The 22,233-nt window shown below is 43.4% G+C and carries 14 protein-coding genes; 4 read left to right on the forward strand and 10 right to left on the reverse strand.

Features of this window, described 5'->3' with window-relative positions:
- Positions 1-48 precede the first annotated feature (48 nt).
- Positions 49-1,323, reverse strand: a complete 1,275-nt coding sequence (locus NG55_RS04925) for a Glu/Leu/Phe/Val family dehydrogenase (RefSeq protein ID WP_171257920.1) — start codon at positions 1,321-1,323, stop codon at positions 49-51.
- Positions 1,324-1,545: 222 nt separating this feature from the next.
- On the opposite strand from NG55_RS04925, the gene NG55_RS04930 reads away from it, so the two are divergent.
- Complete coding sequence (locus NG55_RS04930) at positions 1,546-1,968, forward strand: Lrp/AsnC family transcriptional regulator (RefSeq protein ID WP_016541799.1); 423 nt, start codon at positions 1,546-1,548, stop codon at positions 1,966-1,968.
- Between the two features lie 41 nt (positions 1,969-2,009).
- Here the strand turns inward: NG55_RS04930 and NG55_RS04935 are convergent, their stop codons facing one another.
- The 3 genes from NG55_RS04935 to NG55_RS04945 all read right to left on the reverse strand — a co-directional run bounded on the left by NG55_RS04935 (position 2,010) and on the right by NG55_RS04945 (position 6,250).
- Entirely contained in the window at positions 2,010-3,710 is a 1,701-nt protein-coding gene (locus NG55_RS04935; protein WP_065342521.1) for an NAD-dependent malic enzyme, read from the reverse strand.
- 619 nt (positions 3,711-4,329) lie between these two features.
- A complete protein-coding gene (locus NG55_RS04940) occupies positions 4,330-5,172 on the reverse strand; it encodes an SDR family NAD(P)-dependent oxidoreductase (RefSeq protein ID WP_065342522.1) in 843 nt (280 codons plus the stop codon).
- A 1-nt stretch (position 5,173) separates the two neighbouring features.
- Positions 5,174-6,250 carry an amidohydrolase family protein gene (locus tag NG55_RS04945; RefSeq protein WP_065342523.1) on the reverse strand — a complete coding sequence of 359 codons (1,077 nt, stop codon included), beginning with the start codon at positions 6,248-6,250 and terminating at the stop codon, positions 5,174-5,176.
- 339 nt (positions 6,251-6,589) lie between these two features.
- On the opposite strand from NG55_RS04945, the gene NG55_RS04950 reads away from it, so the two are divergent.
- The gene (locus tag NG55_RS04950; protein ID WP_065342524.1) at positions 6,590-8,761 is read left to right on the forward strand and encodes a TonB-dependent siderophore receptor; all 2,172 of its coding nucleotides are present in this window, start codon (positions 6,590-6,592) and stop codon (positions 8,759-8,761) included.
- 50 nt (positions 8,762-8,811) lie between these two features.
- Entirely contained in the window at positions 8,812-9,492 is a 681-nt protein-coding gene (locus NG55_RS04955) for an OmpH/Skp family outer membrane protein (protein ID WP_065342525.1), read from the forward strand.
- A gap of 82 nt (positions 9,493-9,574) precedes the next feature.
- Here NG55_RS04955 and NG55_RS04960 read toward each other — a convergent pair whose 3' ends face one another.
- Positions 9,575-10,468, reverse strand: coding sequence for an AraC family transcriptional regulator (locus NG55_RS04960; RefSeq protein ID WP_065342526.1), 894 nt, complete (start codon positions 10,466-10,468; stop codon positions 9,575-9,577).
- Between the two features lie 203 nt (positions 10,469-10,671).
- Here NG55_RS04960 and NG55_RS04965 point away from each other — a divergent pair, with 203 nt between their 5' ends.
- A complete protein-coding gene (locus NG55_RS04965) occupies positions 10,672-11,367 on the forward strand; it encodes an alpha/beta hydrolase (protein ID WP_016541808.1) in 696 nt (231 codons plus the stop codon).
- 85 nt (positions 11,368-11,452) lie between these two features.
- Here the strand turns inward: NG55_RS04965 and NG55_RS20975 are convergent, their stop codons facing one another.
- The 5 genes from NG55_RS20975 to NG55_RS04990 form a co-directional block, all read right to left on the reverse strand.
- On the reverse strand, positions 11,453-11,563 hold the full coding sequence (locus NG55_RS20975; RefSeq protein ID WP_005151495.1) for a hypothetical protein: 111 nt from the start codon (positions 11,561-11,563) through the stop codon (positions 11,453-11,455).
- Positions 11,564-11,780: 217 nt separating this feature from the next.
- On the reverse strand, positions 11,781-14,246 hold the full coding sequence (locus tag NG55_RS04975) for an acyl-CoA dehydrogenase (protein WP_065342528.1): 2,466 nt from the start codon (positions 14,244-14,246) through the stop codon (positions 11,781-11,783).
- 377 nt (positions 14,247-14,623) lie between these two features.
- Positions 14,624-16,027: an efflux transporter outer membrane subunit gene (locus tag NG55_RS04980; RefSeq protein ID WP_065342529.1), complete on the reverse strand. Its 1,404-nt coding sequence runs from the start codon at positions 16,025-16,027 to the stop codon at positions 14,624-14,626.
- Positions 16,028-16,036: 9 nt separating this feature from the next.
- Positions 16,037-19,144 (reverse strand): efflux RND transporter permease subunit, encoded by a 3,108-nt coding sequence (locus NG55_RS04985; protein ID WP_065342530.1) that lies wholly within the window; start codon positions 19,142-19,144, stop codon positions 16,037-16,039.
- A complete protein-coding gene (locus NG55_RS04990) occupies positions 19,141-22,230 on the reverse strand; it encodes a multidrug efflux RND transporter permease subunit (protein ID WP_065342531.1) in 3,090 nt (1,029 codons plus the stop codon). Before NG55_RS04990 ends, NG55_RS04985 begins: the two co-directional genes overlap by 4 nt.
- Positions 22,231-22,233: the final 3 nt, after the last annotated feature.

Raw genomic sequence — 22,233 nt, forward strand, 5'->3', positions numbered from 1 at the left:
GACTTGTTGAATGCTCAACAAGCCCTTCACTTTAATTTTATAAATGACTTAACCTGGGAAAATACCGCGTTCTTTACGCGCTTTCAGAATACGTTCACAGGCCAAAATATAAGCTGCGGTACGTAAGCTACATCCCTTCTGTGCTGCCGTGTTCCAAACATCAGCAATCGCTTGGATCATCAACTTATCAAGACGTTCATTGATTTCGTCTTCACTCCAGAAGTAGCTCGCCATATCTTGAACCCATTCAAAATAACTGACAGTTACACCACCCGCGTTACAGATCACGTCAGGCACAACGGTAATGTCGCGACTGACAAATACATCATCTGCTTCTGGGTAGGTTGGGCCGTTCGCACCTTCAAGTACAATTTTTGCTTTCAACTTCTGTGCACGCTCAACCGTAATCTGACCTTCCAATGCCGCTGGGATGAGAATGTCCATATCAACTGTCCAGAATTCTTCGTCTGAGATCACAGTTGAATCAACAAAGCCCATCACGCCACCAGTTTCAACGACATGCTTTTGCAATGCTTTGACATCCAAGCCTTCTGCATTGAAAATGGTACCTGTATGGTCTTGTACAGCAACGATTTTTGCGCCAGCATGACTAAACAAATAAGCCGCTTCATTCCCCACGTTACCGAAGCCTTGTACCGCAACTTTGCTGCCTTCGACTGGTAATTTAATGCGTTCTGCAACCTGCATACCCGTTACAAATACACCGCGGCCTGTTGCACGAACACGGCCTAGTGAACCGCCTAAATGTACAGGTTTACCTGTGACCACACCTGTTACGGTATGACCTTTGATACTTGAATAGGTATCCATCATCCAACCCATAATATTGGCGTTGGTGCCGACATCTGGCGCAGGAATATCAATTTGAGGACCGATAATTGGGCTGATTTCACTGGTGAAACGACGGGTTAAACGCTCTAATTCACGCGGTGACAATTCTTTTGGATTGACACGGATACCACCTTTTGCACCACCGAACGGTAGGTTCAGCACTGCAGTTTTAATGGTCATCCATGCAGATAAGGCCATGACTTCATTTAGTTCAACATCTTGGTGATAGCGGATACCGCCTTTACCTGGACCACGTGATAAATTGTGCTGTACACGGTAACCTTCAAAATGGCGAATTGAACCATCGTCCATCACGATTGGAACATCAACGATAAGCGTACGCTTTGGGGTTTTCAGTGTGTTGACAAAGTTACTGAGATCAGCATCCAGATAAGGTGCCACTCGATCGACTTGAGTGAGAAAAGTTTGCCAAGCACTGCCATTTTGAGCCGCATATGATAAAGACATCATCTATTCCTTAATTAATCAATTGTCCCTGTTATTCACAGATTCCCTTTGTTTAAGGGCGTCCTACCCCCATCCTCCCTGATGTGCATTCAGCTTCTTTCGTGCCGAAGTGAAAATGCTTGGGGTGTTGTATTGTTATTATTAAGAATCAAATTGATTCACAAAATTCGTTATAATGATTAAAATGAATTATTTTTTATCAATTTGCTAATAGAAAGAATCAAAATGAACAATATCGATCATATTATATTAGGCTTACTCAAAGACAATGCACGGATGTCGATTACCGACTTGGCTGCAAAAGCACGTGTGTCCCGTGCTACAGTACAGAAGCGAATTGAATATATGGAATCAACGGGGATTATCACGGGTTATACCGTGCGTTTCCGTCCCAATGCTGAAAAAAACATCATTCGGGCATGGATGAATATCATGGTGGAAGGTACCCGAGCGCAGGCCGTGATTCGAGAGCTACGCCTAGAATCAGCCGTTGAACGTCTGCATACCACCAACGGTAAATGGGATATTCTGGTTGAGTTGCAATCTGATAGTCTGGAAAATTTTGATAAAGCCTTGGAGCGAATCCGAAATATTTCAGGAATTTACAATAGTGAAACCAGTATCTTGCTCTCCACCTATAAGACCTAAAAAAAGGACTCTATTAAGAGTCCTTTTTATCCACAGAAGGATTAGTAACTAACACGGCGGTAATTACGATATTCTGGCGTCCAGAAATTATCTTCAATCGCTTGTTTCAACACATCATTACTTAATGGTACCGCCAAGCCGTCAGCCATCGCGGCTTTTGCCACTTTGAAGGCAATGAATTTAGACACCTGTTGAATATCATTAATATTCGGTAATAAATCCGCTGCGGCATTTTTCAAACGTGGTGAACAATCTGCTAAGGCGGTACTTGCAGCCATCAACATCGAGTCACTGATATGGGTTGCACCACATGCAATCACGCCCAAACCAATCCCAGGGAAAATATAGGAGTTATTACACTGCGCAATGCTATAGACCTTACCTTGATAATAGACGGGTGCAAATGGACTACCTGTTGCCACAATTGCAGCGCCTTGGGTCCACTCGATAATATCTTTCGGCTGCGCTTCCACTTGTGACGTCGGGTTCGACAATGGCAATACAATCGGATGCTTATAATATTTAGCTAAGGTTTTAATCACTTCTTCACTAAATAAGCCAGCCTGCCCTGACACCCCGATCAAGATACTCGGTTTAGCATTCTTGACCACATCCAACAAAGCGACATTCTCACCTGTATATTCCCAAGTACTGATTGCATCGACGGGTGTGGCAAGTTTTTGCTGAAAATCGAGTAAGTTCGGTTGTTGATCTGTCATCAAGCCGAAACGATCCACCATAAAGATGCGTGAACGCGCTTCATGGTCACTCAGACCTTCGTCCATCATCTGCCTAACGATCTGTTCAGCAATACCACATCCTGCTGAGCCTGCGCCGACAAAGGTAACGGTTTGGTCTTTCAGTTGTTTTCCTTGTGCGCGTGAGGCTGCAATCAAAGTCGCAACTGTCACTGCTGCCGTGCCTTGAATATCATCATTAAAACAACAGATCTTATCGCGGTACTGAGTCAATAACGGCATGGCATTGGTTTGCGCAAAATCTTCAAACTGAATCAACACATCTGGCCAGCGTTGGCGCACTGCCTTAATAATCTGCTCAACAAATTCATAATATTGCTCACCACGAATACGTGGCTGTTTCCAACCCATATAAATTGGGTCATCCAGCAATTCTTGGTTATTGGTGCCGACATCAATGGTAATCGGCAAGGTATAAGCAGGACTAATCCCACCACATGCGGTATAGAGCGACAACTTACCAATTGGAATCCCCATACCACCAATGCCCTGATCGCCCAGACCCAAAATGCGTTCACCATCGGTAATCACAATCACCTTAACGTTTTTCTTATTCACGTTATGGATAATTTGATCAATGTACTGACGCTCTGGATAGGAAATAAAAATACCGCGATGGCGACGATAGATGTCTGAGAAGCGTTGACAGGCTTCCCCAACCGTTGGAGTATAAATGATCGGTAGCATTTCATCTAAATGCTGACTCAACAAGTTATAGAACAAGGTTTCATTGGTATCTTGAATATTTCGCAAATAAATATGCTTATTCAAGTCACTATCAAATGAAAGGTACTGCTGATATGAACGTTGCGTCTGCTCTTCAATATTCTCGATATTGTATGGAACTAGCCCATGTAAGTTAAAATTCTCTCGTTCTTCTTCAGAAAAAGCAGAGCCTTTATTTAACAGAGGTAGTTCTAAAAGAGCGTTTCCAGCATAGTGAATATATAAAGGTTTTTTGATTTTACTAAGGCTCACAGACATACTTTACTCTTTAGACTCTCTCTCGAATGTACAAAAAATGGATTCGCTGAAGTACTTTAAAAAAGCGCTTTGGCATGGGCAATAATTTACACTAATCAGAGCTCGAAACCGAATAATCTAACTGTATGTAAACCGATTCAATATTTAGTAAATAAATAGTAGTCCCTATTTTGGATCGTTTTTTAAGCTTTCATGCAACATTTTGAATTATTTTTGCATTCAGGAGACTTTAGAATTGTAGTGATATCGTTCTAGCTGCTTTTTAATAAGCATTCCTCTCGGACATTGTGCTTGGCGATCAGATATTGTCTTGGTTCGAAGTAGTCAATCTTTGCTGTTTTAAAATCATATGACATGCATCATCTGACTCTAGTTATTCAACTCTTTCTCTTCTATCGCTCTCTACACCACCATTACACCCTTTAAAACGAACAAGATGGGACAATTTAGCCCTATCTCTTGCAAATGATCGCCAGTTTTATATGATCTAAGTGAAAGCATTGCTCACCCTATAACGCTCCTTGTTTGACAATGAGCAATGCCTTCACCTATCTAAATAATAAAGCCGCATGATTCAAACGAATTGTGAACTCAAATATTTCGCTAGCATTCCGCATTTTTAAGCTTTCTTTTTCTTGGACTTCTTAGTGAAAAAGCTTAGCGCATGTGAATAATGCGTTGGGGTAATGCGCTGAATCAGATCCAGTACTTTGGCATCATTACCAATCAAGATCCGTGCTTTATCCGCTTTCACCGCATCTAAAATAACTTTAGCCGCCTGCTCTGGTGGTGTTTTTAAAACCTTATTAAATGCCTGACTCGCCTTGACAGGATTCATGCCTAAACTGCGAATACTGTCACTCATGCGCGCACTGTTGGCGATATTGGTGCGGATTCCTCCTGGATGTACACAGGTTGAACTCACGCCATCATTTTGAAGTTTGAGCTCTTGTCGTAAAGCTTCAGTAAAACCACGAACTGCAAATTTAGTGGCATTGTAAGCACTTTGAGTTGGTTGTGCGGTTAAGCCAAACAGACTGGAAATATTAATAATATGCCCTTCTCCACTTTGCTTGAGATAAGGTAAAAACTCTTTGGTACCGTAGACCACGCCCCAAAAGTTGATTTTGAAAATCCAGTCCAACTCTTCATAGCTCATACCTTCAACGGTACTGGCGAGCGCAACACCTGCATTATTAAAAATCAGGTTGATCTTGCCATGTACTTTGAAACTATCCTCTGCCCAATCACGAACGGCTTGTTGATCAGATACATCCAGTTTCGTCAAAGTGACTTTGACTGGATACTGTTGCAGCAATGCCTGTGTTTCTACCAAACCTTTTTCATTGACATCACTCAGCGCCAAATGCGCACCTTGCTGTGCCAATAAAATTGCCAGTTGTTGTCCAATACCAGATCCCGCGCCTGTAATGGCAGCGACTTTTTGATTAAAATTTTTCATATCATGACTCTATTTGAAGTTGATAAAAATTGGCAGCGTTTTGTCTAAACATGGCATGCAAAGCCTGCTCACCATAAGGACTGAGCATTTGAATATAGGCATGGATTAAGTCATTTAAACGCGTGTTCGGCTTATCCATGGGAAAATTGGATGCAAACATGATCCGCTCGGTGCCAAATACCGTGATTGCATGTTGAATCATCGGCGTGAGTAAATTCACCATCTCACTTACACTGGCCGTTCGATCTTGCTGATAAAAACGGTGTCCTAATACGGGCATCATCAAACCTGAGATTTTGGCATGTACATTTTTCTGCTCCGCTAGTCGTGCCAAATCCTGTTGCCATTGTTTAAAAATGGCATCACGCTGCGATTGTGTAATTCCCGTGTTCTTGCCCACTGCACCAAACAGACCAACAGGTGTCGCCAGATGGTCAACCACAATACGCGTTTCAGGAAATTGTTTCGCCAGACTGGTTATTTCTGTTAACTGAGTAGAATAGCCCCATGCATCAAAAGATAGATCCAGTTTTGCCAGTTGTTCAAAACCTTTGAGAAAGCTCTTGTTCTGATATAAATGTGGCCGATCACACCAACGGTAAACCCCCTTGTCTTGATGCCAAGCCGCCATTTTACGGATACCGCGAAAGCGTGGGCTCGCCTGCTGATGGGCTTTAAGAATATCCTTAAATTTTCGATCTCTTGGGTCAGCTGTTGCAACAATAGCACCGAGTTTTAAGCCTTGTGCTTTAAAGTCTAATTGCTGAATCCACTGGGTTTCTTCCACTACCCCAAAACCTTTGTGGTGATGCCAGTTGGCTTCGACATGAACCACACTCTCGACTGAGAATGGCGAAGTGTCTGCCTGATAATGCTCAGGTAAATAAGGACACAAGGCATATTCTGTTAAGCCTAAAGTATCCAATAGCGGTTTGGGTTTAACCCAGCGCACCACTCGATCCATCATCCTCGGATATTTCCCCAAAGCTTTGACCAACAAGGCTGCTGAATGCGGTGTGTGATAAGGATCCCACTGATGAATATGCGGGTCGATGATTGCAAAATCTAATCTTGTCATTGTTGTACTCGATATAAGCTCAGCGCATAAAATCTGAAATGATGTGCATCCATGACATCTGTCTTTTGTTCTCAATCTACTGTTAGAGACTTTAGCCTACTGAACAAAGCACTATGAATAAAATGATTTATTTAAATATTTAACTATGAATAGCATTCATTAGCAAAAATAATAAATGCATTATCAATACTTTAATTTTTATAAACCCTATCATTATTGTAAATGATTCCTATTTAACTATACTTAAGCCGCTTATTGCATGCTCAACCTCCTTTTCAGCCCAATACGTTGATGACGCTCCTGCATTAACCCGATTTTTTGTATCGCTCAGGTATCTCTATGTCTGCTTTCTCCCCACGCAAAAACCTCATTACTGTTGAAATTTTAAAACAAAGCAGCCCATTACTTTTATCTTTAATACCCGTGCTGTCGTGGGCAGAAACGACCTCAATACAACCCACTCAACTCGCAACCATTAATGTTCAAGCTGAACAGTCCGCCAGTTATATCGCCTCACAAACAGCATCAACCTTACGTGGTAATCAAAACAATCTAGAAAGCCCACAAACAGTCAATGTGGTGTCTAAGCAGTATGTGAAGGATTATATGCCTGCAAACTTAGACAATGCACTGACTCAAGTGAGTGGTATTACCCAAGGCAATACATTAGGGGGCACTCAAGATACCGTGATGAAACGCGGATTCGGCGATAATCGTGACGGTTCAATTACCGTCAATGGTATGCCGATTGTACAAGGTCGCACCATGAATGCCGCCGTTGAACAAGTTGAAGTGTTAAAAGGCCCAGCTTCTTTACTTTATGGCATCATGGACCCAGGGGGTGTGGTTAATGTTATTACTAAAAAACCTGAACGCACACAAAAAACCGAGCTTTCAGTTTATGGGTCAAGTTTTGCTGCCGGTAAAAATGGTTTAGGTGCGAGTCTGGATACCACGGGTTCAATCAGCGACAGTAATTTTGCCTATCGTTTTATTGCCGATCATTCCGATGCAGACTACTGGCGTAATTTTGGCAATCTCAAACAGACCTTGATCGCCCCATCCTTAGCTTGGGATAATGGCCAAACCAAAGTCAATCTCAGCTATCAGTATCGTGACTTTGATGTCCCTTTTGATCGTTCCACTATTTTTGATCCTAAAACGAAACAAGCCTTACCGATCTCGAAATATCAACGCTTGGATGAAGCCTTTAACCAAATGAAAGGTGAAGCTCATTTGGCACAACTATTAGTTGATCATCAGCTTAATGATAACTGGTCAGCTCACTTGGGCTATAGCTATAACTATGAAAGCTATGATGCTAATCAACTCCGCGTGACCAAGCTAAATACAGCCAACCATACGGTGACACGCCGTACCGATGCCACCTTAAATGCAGAAAGTGTCGACAGTAATGCCCAAGCCTATCTCAATGGTTCGGTCAATTTACTAGGTTTAAAGCATGATCTTCAAATCGGTTCAGACATCGAATACCGTAAATATTTCCGTCCAGATATGGTTCGTGGTGATAGCTCAACTTTAGATTATTTAAATCCCAAGTTTGGAACCGTTGAAGCGTCTCAGAATATCGTTGCATCCGATAGCGACCAAACCGATAAATTGCATACCTATGGTTTTTATCTGCAAGATGCAATTCATTTAAATGAAAAATGGATTGCGGTACTGGGTGGTCGTTATCTGAATTATCAACAGACTGCTGGACGTGGACGACCATTTAAAGAAAATACCAATAGTAACGATGATGCTTGGCTCCCACATGCGGGCTTAGTCTATCAATGGAATGACCAACTTTCACTTTATGGCAGCTATACCGAATCACTTAAACCCTCATCTTCAATTGCACCTTTAGGCGGCAATGCAGTCATTGATGCCGATGTCAAACCGGAGCAAGCCAAATCTTATGAGGTCGGTGCAAAATACGAATTCAATGATCGTATCAAGGCAAACTTTGCACTCTATGATATTAAGAAACGTAATGTTTTAGCAAAAGTGACCAATCCATCGAGCAATGAAGTCGAATTGCATACCACAGGCGCAGTTAGTTCCAAAGGCGCTGAACTCGACCTGACAGGCCGTCTGACCGATCAGCTTGATGCGACATTGACCTATGCCTATACCGATGCCAAAGTCACTGAAGATGAGCTTGGCCTACAAGGCAACCGCTTGAATAATGTGGCACGAGATACAGCCTCATTAGCCTTAGCCTACAACTATGGCGAACTTTATCATGGCAAATTACGTTTAGGTCTGAGTGGCAATTATGTTGGTAAACGTGCGGGAGACTCGGAAAATAGCTTTGACCTGCCTGAATATGCATTGGCCAATGCCTTTGTCAGTTATGACACCAGTATTGCCAAACAAGCGGTGAACTTTCAATTTAATTTAAATAATATTTTTGATAAGACCTATTACACGGCGAGTGTCAATAATTTAGCTGTGTCTCAAGGGGATTCTCGCCAAGCGGTATTACGTGCCACCTTTAAATTCTAATTATGGAAGCGAGGCAGTGAATTATTTACTGCCCCTTTTTTGGGATCAAAATGAAAAGGCTTATTTCTATCACGCTGATCGCACTTCTGTTTGCGTTAACATCGACTGTTTATGCACAGACAAAAATTGCGCTGATTTCACAGCTCAAAGGGTCTTCCTTTGCCAGCGATGTTGCGATTCAAAATTACTTACAACGCAAGGGCTATCAGGTTGAGCTACTCGATCAATCTGTTTCCCCCAACAGTTTAACAAACACCGATCTAGTGATTATCTCTTCAACGGTGGCATCCAAAAATCTGCAATCAGGTTGGCGACAACTCCCTATTCCATTGATGACATGGGAAAATGATTATCTGGATGATCTAGCCATGACTGGCAAACGGATCGATACTGACTTTGGTGAAGCGGAGAAAGAGCGTTACTTGTGGCTGGTCAATGCACCGCATCCCCTGTCGGCACATCTTTCTGCGGGGACACGCAACGTCTATAAAGCACAAGCGCCAATGAGTTGGGGCAAACCCGGACTCGGTGCCACTATTATTGCAACCATTTATGGGCAACCTGAAAAAGTCGCAATCTGGGGTTATGAAAAAGGAGCAACGATGGATTATGAATCTTTAGCACCAGCAAAACGACTGATGTTTTTTCTCAATAATGAGACCTTTACGAATCTGTCTGAGGATGGCCAAGAACTGTTTGATGCCGCGATTCAATGGTCACTAAGCAAATAAAAGCCAAACTTAAATTTCAATGAACAGCTGTATTTCAAAACACATCCGTTTAAATTCCTAACAATACCGAGGCTCCAATGCGCTAAGACCTATGTTGTGTGATCATAATCCTAAAATTTTTAGGTGCACAACCAAAGTGCTGCACAAAAGCGCGGCTAAAAGCGGCTTGAGAGGCATAGCCAACTAATTCAGCGACTTGACCAATATTTTTATCTGTTTCTTTGAGCAATTGGCTGGCTAATTTCATCCGCCAATTTTTTAAATACAACATCGGTGGTACGCCAACCATTTCAACAAATTTTTTGGAAAAACTGGAGCGAGATTGTTTGCTAAGTTGAGCCAATGATTCAACATCCCATTCATAGGCAGGTTGTGCATGCATCAACGACAATGCCTTACTCATCCTCGGATCACGTAATGCAGAAATCCAGCCTTTATGCTCAATCTTGTCATTAGCCAACCAAAAGCGTATCGACCAAACCAGCAGTAAATCAATAATCCGAGACAACATGACTCGGCTACCCAATGTTGGATATTCAAGTTCGAGCTGAATGGCTGCCACCGTGATCGGCACCCATTCTGCGACTTTTTTGGCATCATGATATGAGGGTACATGAATGTAACTCGGCAATCCTTCTGCCATCGCCTCAGCATAAATACCATTCAACTGAAAAATGCAACTCATCACAGTCGCAACTGAATTTTGTTCCTTACACGCTTCGATCGAATGTTCCAGCTTGCTAGGCAATACCAGAATATCGCCTGGCTGCAAAATCAAATCAACCTGCATCCGTTTGATGCTCAAGCGACAGCTGGCCTGCTGAATAATATGGATATAGGCAGATTGGGCAGGAAAAGACAGCTTTTTTTGTGCTGAGAGATGTTCTACGCCATAGATTTCACCTGAAATATTAGCGAAACGATAAATATCAAAGAAAATATCGGTTAAAGCCTGATTATCATGCTCATCAATCATTGCGTGCTTTTGTCCTTAAAAGTGTTTCTGCAAAAACATTGGCGTTTCAGTTATTGTAGCGACCGAACAAATCACCAATAATCTTTCTCAGAAGATTTCGTTAGTATAAAAAACACCCGCCTTCACTCAGATCTTTATACCGTACAGATTTCATTATTAAACATCATAAATTCAATACCATAGCATATAGCTAGGAGATAAATATGAGTACTCAACCAACCATTATTCTGGTACACGGTTTTTGGGGCGGTGCCGCCCATTGGACCAAAGTCATTACCGAATTGTCCCATCAAGGTTATAAAGCCTTACGTGCAGTGGAACTTCCATTGACTTCTCTTGCAGACGATGTCGAACGCACTCAAAAAATGATTGCCCAAGTTGATGGTGATGTGCTTTTGGTGGGTCATTCTTACGGCGGAGCAGTCATTACCGAAGCAGGTAATCATCCGAATGTCGTGGGTCTGGTTTATATTGCCGCCTTTGCACCAGACAGCAATGAAAGCCCTGGGGCAATTACCCAACAACACTTACCTGTTGCTGCACCGAATCTAGAACCAGATAGTGATGGTTATCTTTGGTTAAAAGTAGATAAATTTCACGAAAGTTTCTGTCAGGATCTCACTCAAGATGAAGGTTTTGCCATGGGTGTCACTCAAAAAGCACCTTTAGCCAGTACTTTTGGCGATAACATTAGCAACCCAGCGTGGAAAACCAAACCCTCTTGGTATCAAATCTCAACCCAAGACCGCATGATCAGCCCAGAAAACCAAGCGGTGATGTCTGATCGTTTAAATGCCAAAAAAGTGATCTCCTTAAATGCCAGCCATGCTTCATTGGCTTCACAGCCAAAAGAAGTGACTGCCTTAATTACTGAAGCTGTGACATTTCTAAGTAAGTAAAACAGACTGTGATATAGGGAATAATTTGATTCCCTATATCCTCTTTTCATTCCACTCAACTTCGACAAAACCAAGAAAACCCAGTTTATAGTAAGTATTCCCAGATAATGTAGCCTAGACCGAATCCGAGGAATGCATACAAAGTAATAATGAAGAATACAAAACTGGCATTATTCTTTTTTTTCAAAAAACTCATATCAGCACCTTTGGCTTTGCTCAATTCATGTAGTTATAGTGCAATAAGATACAGAATAAAAAAAGACACAGAGTTTTCTAAAAAAAATATAACAGATCTATCGATACAAACCACAACTGTTATGAAAAACAGTCCCAAATATAATTGGTGCATGGATCTCACCATGCACCAATCGCCTCAGGAAAGTACCATTACAATCTTAATTGATTAAAAAACATCACGTTTTAAGATGTGGATTTTCAAGCGGTAAATCATGCTCTAAATGCGCATCAAAAATATCTGTCAGCATACTGTCATAGCGTTGCGCGTTGTAATGTAAAAGGGATTCAGCCTCTGCTGCCGTAATAAATCCAATTTCAATCGCATTGGCAATATGCGCCTCAAAGGTCAAACCACTAAACTGATCTTTCGACTCTGCTTTTTTAAATTTATTCCACAACGGTTGCAGCTTTAATAGACTCTGGAAAGTGGACTCCATTCGCCCCATCACATCGTTGCTATCTGTGCTGTAATAGACATGTTGTTTCAACTGATCTCGGAACGCATGTTCTTGCATGATCAATTGCGCCACCTCTTGTTTCAACTGATCCGATGGTGCTGCAATTGGGCGTCCAAATGGAAAACAGATCAATTTCACCATGCAAGCAGCAAGTTTCATTGGGAAATTAGCATAGAAGCTAAAAAAGGCTTCTTGCACTTGATATAAGGCTTTATTGAGGGCTAATGCTGCATGTTTCTGTTCAGCCTCAGTTCTTTGACCTTGTTCATAGTATTTCAAGATTGCTGTGGCAATAAATAAATTCGCATGGATATCGGCCAAACGTCCAGATAGCATTTCTTTACGTTTTAAATCACCGGCTAAAATCCCAAGTGCCATATCTGCAGTCAAGGCAAAATCGGCGCTGAAACGATTGATCTTACTGTAATACGCTTTGGAAAAATCATCGGCGTGTTTGGAACCATCATCAGAACCACCGCTAATCGAATATGCAAGCGCTTTGGCTGCACGATTAAAGGTATAAGCCAGATGTTTAAATAATAATGGCGCAAACGCCTTAAAAGCAGCAGCTTTATCTTCGGATTGCAACAGCTGCAATTCTTCAAACAAATAAGGATGACAACGCATTGAACCTTGACCAAAAATCATCAAAGAACGGGTCAGAATATTGGCGCCTTCTACCGTAATTGCCACAGGAATCGATTGATACGTCAGTGCAAGGAAGTTCCTTGGGCCCAACTGAATTGCGCGCCCTCCCACGACATCCATACCATGATTCACCACTTTGCGCATGGTTTCCGTGGCGTAGTATTTGGCCATCGCAGTCATCACTGCAGGCGTTCCACCTTGGTTTAAACCACAAGTCACTAAATAACGGAATGACTCCAACATATAGGCATCACTGGCAATATCACTGGTGGCTTCTTGTACGCCTTCAAAATGTCCCACGGAGATTTTGAATTGTTGACGCACACTGGCAAATGCACCGACCAGTAGATAACTCATTTCCCCTGCCGCGGTTGCTAAAGCAGGTAACGAAATACCCCGTCCCACACCGAGACACTCCATCAGCATACGCCAGCCTTTACCTGCATTTTGCTGTCCGCCAATAATCCAGTCTAGCGGAATAAAGACATCGCTGCCCTCAACCGTACCATTCATAAACGGCGCACCCGGATTATGTCGTGGACCAATCTGAATACCTTCATGTTCAGCAGGAATCAAGGCACAGGTAATGCCATATTCCACTTTATTTTTATCGCCAAGCAAACCTTCTGGATCGTATAACTTAAAAGCCAAACCAATCACGGTGGCAATCGGTGCTAACGTAATCCAGCGCTTGGAGAAATTCATTTTCAAGCCTAAGACTTCTTGACCTTGATACTGCCCATAACAGACCACACCCGTATCAGGAATTGCACCGGCATCCGAACCTGCTTCAGGACTGGTCAAACCAAAACAAGGGACTTCTGTACCATTTGCAAGGCCAGGTAAATAACGTTGTTTTTGCTCTTCTGTACCATAGTGCAGCAGTAATTCACCCGGCCCAAGCGAATTCGGCACCATACAACTGACGGCAGCAGTTAAGGAGCGAGACGCAATTTTGCTCATAATTCGACTTTGTGCAAACGGCGTAAATTGCTTACCGCCAAATGATTTTGGAATAATCAAACCAAGAAAGCCATTTTCCTTAATAAATTGCCAAACCTCTGGCGGTAGGTCTTTTTCTTGATGATGAATCTGCCATTCATCTAACATGGAACAGAGTTGTTGGACTTCATTGTCTAAAAATGCTTGTTCTTCTGTCGATAAAGTTGGATAAGGATATTGATCAAATTTTTCCCAATCAGGCGCCCCCACAAACAGTTCTTTTTCCCACCAACTGGTGCCCGCTTCTAAAGCTTCTCTTTCAGTGATACTCATGCTTGGCATCGCATTGGAAAGCAACTTAAATGCAGGTCGGCTAATCAAAGCATCGCGTAGCGGTGTGATTAGAAGAATAATACTGGCGAGAATGATCGGCACACCCAGTAACAAACTCCATGGTGTGATCAACACACTACACAGAATGGCGGCGACAATGGAAATAAGACAGCCAACTATTCGATTGGCTTCAAAATAAAAAACAGCCCATACCACAACTAACTGAATCAATAGGCCAAGCAATATCAATAATACAATCATATTTGCTCCTTTATCTCAGATTGGGATGAAGATGAAATGAGAAAGATCTAAATTAATTTATGATTTAAAGTCATTCTTCGACAAACAAAATGGCTATTTTTTATTCTACATATCGAAGTGCTATTTGCTTGATTAACTACTAAAATTTACACAAAGGCATTCAGATGACACTGAAAAATGAAAATTGTGATCTGGATAGAATACCGCGCTAACAAACTGGAATCTTTCCCCTCAACGATCCAAAAATAAAATCATCAATCACTGTTCCTTTTTCAGCCATAGGGCAAAAAAAGCATTCAAACCATCTAGTGATAACAGCGATCCAAGCACTATTCAGATTGAACATGGAACGCTGTCATTATGGATAGTCGCTTAATTTAAGATAAAGATGTCATCCCACCACCCAATGCAGCCACCAACTGTGCCGAGTTTTTAAGATGCAATTGCTGTAATTCCAATAAACGTTCTTCTGCACTTAAACGCAAATTCTGTGCTGTCGCGACTTCTAAATAACTGACCAATCCAGCTTGATAACGCTGTGTAGCTACCCGTTCATTTTCAGTAGATAACTTAAGAAGTTGTTGTTGCTCTATCATCTGTTTTTGAAACAGCGACGCTTGCAATAAACCATCTTCCACTTCTTTCCAACCCGTCAAAACTGAATGCTTATAGGCGGCAAGTTTTTCATCATAACTGGCCTGTGCCTGTTGAATATCAGCGCGCCGCTTTCCACCATCAAACACTGTACCTAGGACTTTTGCCCCAACTGTCCATGCGGTATTGGGTGATTGCAACAGCGTATGAAACACCTGACTATTGGCACTGCTCTCCAAGCTGATGGTCAAGTCAGGTAACCATGCCGTTTGTGCTAAGCCTAATTGCGCATGCGTCATCGCCAGCTCTCGCTCAGTGCGAATCACATCGGGACGTTGTGCTAAAAGGCGGCTTGGAATTTGGTTCGGGATCGTTGGTGTGCTAAATCGATAAGGACTTTTGTTTAAATTAAAGGCAGCAACATGCTGTCCAACTAAAACAGCCAAAACATTTTCTTGCAAATCTCGGCTGCGTTGCAGTTCTAACAATTGCACAGCAACTTGTTTCAGTTGGGTTTCAGCCTGAATCACATCAGCACGAGCAATCATGCCTGCTTGGTATTGCTGCTGTAAAATACGCACAGATCGTTGATAACTTTGCTGGGTCTGATTTAACACATCCAGTTTGGCGTCGAACAAACGAATGCTCCAATAGGCCTCTGCGGCAAGCAGTTGCTGACTCAGCTGAATAGCAGCTAAATCTGCAGCAGATGCTTGTAGATTGGCCTGTTGACCTTCCACTGCTTTAGCCACTCGGCCCCATAAATCAGGAATCCAGCTGGCAGTTAAATTGGTACTAAATTGGCGGCTTGATGCTAGATTTTTTGTCTCGTTATGATGAGCATCTCCTCCTATGTTTAAGGTGGGTGCATAATTGGCTCGTTGCCCATCTAACAATGCCATGGCATGACGATACTTGGCTTGTGCCTGTTGGATGCTCAGGTTGTCCTGATCCAATTGTTGTAACAGTTTGGATAAAATAGGATCTTGATATATCTCCCACCATTGCGAAGAACTTGCTTCTACCTGAGAAACATCAATCCATTGCAGCTCAGCATATTTATACTGTGCTGCACTCGGAATAACGGGCTGCTGATAGGTTGCGGGCTTAAATGTATTCGACTGACATGCCGTAAGTAGCATGGCTGAGACAATCCCTATAGAAAATGTAAAAACTGTTTTTTTCATAGCGACTTCCTATTTACTCCAACGCAAGATATTCAATCGCAGTTTGAAGCGATTCAGGAGTTGAGCGATTTTTTCAAATATGAGATACATCACAGGGGTGGTATAGAGGGTTAATAATTGCCCTAGTGCCAATCCACCGACAATGGCAATCCCCAAAGGCTGACGCATTTCCGAGCCTTCTCCCCAACCCAGTGCCAAAGGAATCGCACCTAATAAAGCAGCAGTATTGGTCATTAAAATCGGTCTAAAACGCAATGTTGCCGCAGCGATAATGCTGTCTAAATCGGAGTGGCCTTGACGTCGTTGCTGCAAAGTAAAATCAATCAGCAAGATCGCATTTTTCACCACAATCCCGATCAGCAAAAAGATACCTAACAGGGCTATCAGGCTAAACGGAATCTGAAATAGCCATAAACTGAGCAAAGCACCCAAAGCCGCTGTCGGAATGGTCGATAAAATGGTAAAAGGATGCACAATACTTTCATACGTGATCCCCAAGACAATAAAAATCAGCACGATCACCGCCGCGATCAAAGCAGGTGTGCTTATTCCAGCCTGTAGACTTTCAGCTTCGACATCACGATCGGTCATGACAAAGATTTCTTTGGGCAGCATAATCTCAGGCAAAACCTTGCGAATTGCAGCATCGGCCTGTTCATAGCTATAGCCTTTCTCCACCACATAACCCACACCCATCGCTGCATATTGATTACGGTGATAGACCCGATCATTGCTAATGCCATAGGTCCACATGGCAAAATTGCTTAAAGGCACATAGGCCCCTTGTTGATTCGGCACTTTGATATCCGCCAAGGCTTCAGGATGTTCAGTAAAACGTTGGTCTACTTCCATCACCACATAAAACTGATCATTACGGTCATAAATCGTAGAAATCTGCCGTTGTGAAAAGGAGTTATTGAGAACACTGGAAATATTTTCAATATCAATGCCCAATCGTTTTGCGGCTTCACGGTCAATATCTAAAGTGACGTGTTGAGCGCCTTCATCTCCTTGTGTTTCGACCTCTTCAAACTCAGGCAATTTGCGCATGGCCTCGGCTACTTTAGGTGCCCATTCACGTAATAAGCTCACATTGTCAGATTGCAATAACAATAAATATTCTTGAGCATTGCCACTGGAAAAAGGATCATCCAATTCCAAATCTTGTTCGACATCCGCAGAGAACACTGCCCCTGCTTGCCAAGGTGCATTTTTCTTTAAACGCTCGACTACTTGTTTAGAGGTTAATCCGTCGCGTTCAGCTTTGGGCTTGAGACTGACCATCAAAAATGAGTTGGTCATACCACCACCGCCACCGGAAGTACCGACTACATCTTGTACTGCAGGATCTTTGAGTAAGGCTTGGTTAAATGCAGCAATCTTTGGTTGCATGATTTGAAAAGAAAAACCATCATCGCCACGAATAAAAGCGCCGACTCGGCCCGTGTCTTGTTCAGGTAATACCCGTTTTGGTAATAAATTATAGAGATAAACTGACGCCATGATTGCGGCCAGCCACAACACCACAATCAGATAAGCATGTTTCAGCACCCAATGCAGAGAGCGAATATAAGATTGGGTCAATCCCTGAATCAGATCATGGCTATAACGATACAGTCGTGGAGGGTGATTAAGAGATAGCGGTTTTAAACAGCGTGCTGATAAGCTGGGGGTTAAAATCAAGGAAACAAAGACCGATAACAGCACCACAAAAACCAACGTGAGCGAAAACTCTCTGAATAAGCGTTCTATCACACCGCCCATAAACAAGACTGAGAGGAAAATCACCATCAATGCCAGATTCATGGCAATCAAGGTAAAGCCAACTTCTTGAATGCCTTTTACCGCCGCTTGTGCAGGAGAATCACCTTGCTCAATATAGCGTTCAATATTTTCGAGTACCACAATGGCATCATCCACCACCAAACCAATCGCCACGATGATCGCCATAATCGACAGATTATTCAGCGAAAAACCAGCCAAAAAAATCAGACTACAAACCCCAATTAAAGTGACCAGTAATGCCATTGTGGGAATCACTGCACTTTGCAATCGCCCTAACATCAGTACAACAACGATCACGACCAACAGCATGGATAGAAACAAGGTATCTCTTGCCTCTTCAAGACTGTTACGGACGATATTTGAACCATCCATTACCACGGTTAACTGCGCATCGCGTGGCATCAATTCACGTAAAGCAGGCAATTTGGCTTTGATCAGATCAATCGTCGCCACGGTATTGGCATTGGGCTGTCGGCTAATTTTTAATATCACCGCAGGCTGTCCATTGTGAAAACCACTGACATAGCGGTTTTCAACCGAATCACGCACTTCGGCAATATCTTTTAAGCGAATCACCCCTTGATCTGTGTGTCGGATGATCAGGTCGGCAAAATCTTGGGCGGTCTTTAATTCTGTAGAAAGCGCCACTTGCCAACGTAATTGCTGTTGTTCCACCACACCCAATGCCTGTACCACATTACTTTTCGCGACCACCTGCCGAACTTGCTCTAGTGACATCCCCGTTGAAACCAAAGCACTTGGATTGATGGTGATACGTACAGCTGGCATAGAAGCCCCATCAATCGACACTTCACCGACTCCACTGATCTGGGCCAAATTGGGTTGTAATTGATTGGATGCAATTTCGTATAGTTTTGCAGCAGAAAGCTGTTTAGAGCTCAGTGCCAAATAGAAAATTGGACTTTGGCTTGGGTTGATTTTAAAATATTCGGGTGGGCTCGGCATGCCTGCGGGTAACTGCGACATCGCCGCATTGATGGCAGCCTGAACCTCACGTGCCGCTTCATTGATATCGGTATTTAAATCAAAGTGCAAAACCACCTGTGTCGAACTTTGATTACTGGATGAGTTAATCGCTTTAACCCCAGAAACCCCCATCATGGCGCGTTCTAAAGGTGTTGCCACCGTTGCAGACATACTTTCTGGACTGGCACCGGGTAGATTGGCACGCACCACAATGGTCGGAATATCCGCTTGTGGTAATGCCGCAACAGGCAAACGTAAATAAGCCAATATACCGAGTAGAACAATCGCAATCCCCAATAGCACACTGGCAACAGGTCGTTGCACAAACACCGACAGCAGCGTCATTGCGAGGCTCCTGTCTGCTCTGAAAACTGACTTGCATCAGTTCGGGTTGCTTGCAGGCGATCAAAAAACAGATACACCACGGGTGTGGTAAACAAGGTCAGCACCTGACTCACCAACAATCCACCCACCATCACCAAACCTAAAGGCTGTCGCAATTCAGCCCCTGAACCAGAGGCCAGCATCAGCGGAATTGCACCGACGACCGCGGCCAGCGTGGTCATCAGAATCGGGCGAAAACGTAATAAAGCAGCTTGATAAATGGCTTGCTCAGCCGATAAGCCCTGATGACGTTGCGCTGCTAGCGCAAAATCGACCATCATGATGCCGTTTTTCTTGACCAAACCGATCAATAAGATAATCCCAATCAGCGCAATCATGTCCAACGGCCTCCCCACCATAAACAAGGCCAATAAAGCCCCAATTGCGGCAGACGGTAAGGTTGAAAGAATAGTCACAGGATGAATAAAGCTCTCATACAGCATGCCCAGCACTATATACATGGTCACAATCGCTGCAATCACCAACCAAAAGGTATGCTGCTGTGAATTTTCAAAAGCGGCGGCTGCGCCTTGCAGTTGTACCTGTAGCTCTGGCGGTAAATTGAGGCGCTGCTTAACCTGCTCAATTGCAGCAATCGCCTCACCTAAAGACACCCCTTTGGCTAAATTAAAGGAAATCCCAACCGCAGGAAATTGCGACTGTTGCTGTAAAAGAATCGGCGCATGTTTTTCGACAATCGTAGCAACAGAACTCAATAAAATCGGCTGTCCCTGATTATTATGAATATAGGTTTGCTGTAAAGCCTCAATGCCTTGGGTCAGTTGAGGATCTAACTCTAAAACAATACGGTATTGATTGGATTGCGTGTATAAAGTTGCGATTTGGCGTTGAGCAAATAGATTTTGCAAAGCCAAACTAATGTCTTCAACACTCAAACCTAAACGTGCAGCCGCATCACGATTGACCTCGATATAGGCTTGTAAACCCCGCCCTGCATCTTCACTGCTCACTGCTGCAAATGCAGGCTGCTGGCGCAAGGCCTGAACCAATTTGGGTGTCCACTCCTCAACCAATTGATTTTTCGGTGCAGTTACACTCAGTTGATATTGGGTGCGGCTAATTTTGTCTTCAATACTCAACTCTTGGACAGGTTGCATCCAGCCTTTAATCCCATGTACCTGCGCAAAGTTTTCACTCAGCCGCGCCATCACATCCATTGCGGGTTCACGTTCGGCATGGGGTTTTAAATTGACCAGAATACGCCCATTGCTTAACTTTGGATTATTGGCATCGACACCAATAAAAGAAGATAAGCTGGCAACCGCAGGATCTTTCACAATCACTGCTGCCAAGGCCTGTTGACGTTCACTCATGGCTTGAAACGAGATCTGGTCAGGCGCTTCAGTGACCACTTGAATCACACCATTATCCTGTACTGGGAAAAAGCCTTTCGGAATCGACCAGTACAGCAGTCCTGCTAATAGCACTGTTGCCAACATCACCATCAAGGTCAGTACTTGGTGTCGAAGTACCCATTGCAACAACTTCGCATAGTGCTGAATGACGCGATCCAGACTCCATCGACTCGGTTGCTCTGTATGCTTCGGTGCATCTTTGAGTAAATAGGCACACATCATTGGGGTTAAGGTCAGAGACACTAGCAAAGACAGTGCAATCGCGGCTGCCAGTGTCACGGCAAACTCATGGAACAGCCGCCCAACGACATCGCCCATAAAGAGCAAAGGAATCAAAACAGCAATCAGAGAAATCGTCAAAGAAATTAAGGTAAAGCCAATTTCTTTGGATCCTTTCAGTGCTGCCTGCAACATGCTTTCACCTGACTCACGGTGTCGTGCAATATTTTCAAGCATCACAATGGCATCATCCACCACAAAGCCTGTGGCAATGGTTAATGCCATTAAAGTTAGGTTATTGACCGAGAAACCAAGGAAATACATCAGCACAAACGTACCAATAATCGATAGTGGTACAGCAATACTTGGAATCAGGGTCGCAGCAAAATTACGTAGAAACAGGAAGGTGACCAACACCACCAGACACACGGCGAAAACCAATTCTTTTTGCACATCTTTAATCGAACTCCGAATACTTTCGGTTCGATCAGTGAGTACACGAATGTGAACATTTTCAGGTAGATTTTGTTGTAATTCAGGTAGGATTTTTTTGATCTGATCGGCCACCTCAATCACATTGGCATTGGGTTGTCGCTGGATATTTACCAAAATAGCCGATTGGCTGTCCGCCCACGCTGCCATATAGCGATCTTCACTGCCCTCCAGCACTTGCGCGACATCTTTTAGACGAATCGGTGCGCCATTGTTCCAACGTAAAATCAGGTTTTCATAGTCCGCAATCGAACGCATCTGATCATTGGCATCCAACATGGTCGATCGAAAAGGTCCATCAAAACTCCCTTTCGGTTGATTGGCATTGGCAGCAGCAATCGCAGCACGCACATCTTCAGCACTGAGCTTAAACGCTGCAAGCGCAGCAGGATTCATCTGTACCCGAATCGCAGGACGTTGCCCCCCTGCCAGACTCACCATCCCCACGCCTGAAAGCTGCGACAGTTTTTGCGCCACTCGGGTATCAACCATGTCATAGACCGTGGTCAATGGCAAACTGTCAGAACTGATCGCAAGGGTAATCACAGGCACATCGGCAGGATTCACTTTGCGATAAATCGGTGGCGTCGGTAAATCATTGGGCAATTTACTGCTCGCGGTACTTAAGGCCGATTGTACTTCTTGCTCGACAATGCCCAGTTCAGCAGACAACTCAAATTGCAGGGTGATCACCGAAGCACCAACCGAGCTATTTGAAGACATTTGCTTCAAGCCTGCAATCTTACCCATCTCCCTTTCCAAAGGTGAGCTGATGGTTCGTTGCACCGTATCTGGATTTGCACCTGGCTGAAAGGTGTAAATCTGAATAATCGGATAATCGACTTGTGGCAATGCCGACACAGGTAACATGCGCCAAACCAGTAGGCCACTGAAAAATAGCGCCAACATCAATAACGTGGTGGCGACGGGTCGTAAAATAAAAAATCTGGAAATATTCATGCG

Origin of the sequence: Acinetobacter gyllenbergii (assembly GCF_001682515.1) — a bacterium.
Classification (GTDB): Bacteria; Pseudomonadota; Gammaproteobacteria; order Pseudomonadales; family Moraxellaceae; genus Acinetobacter; species Acinetobacter gyllenbergii.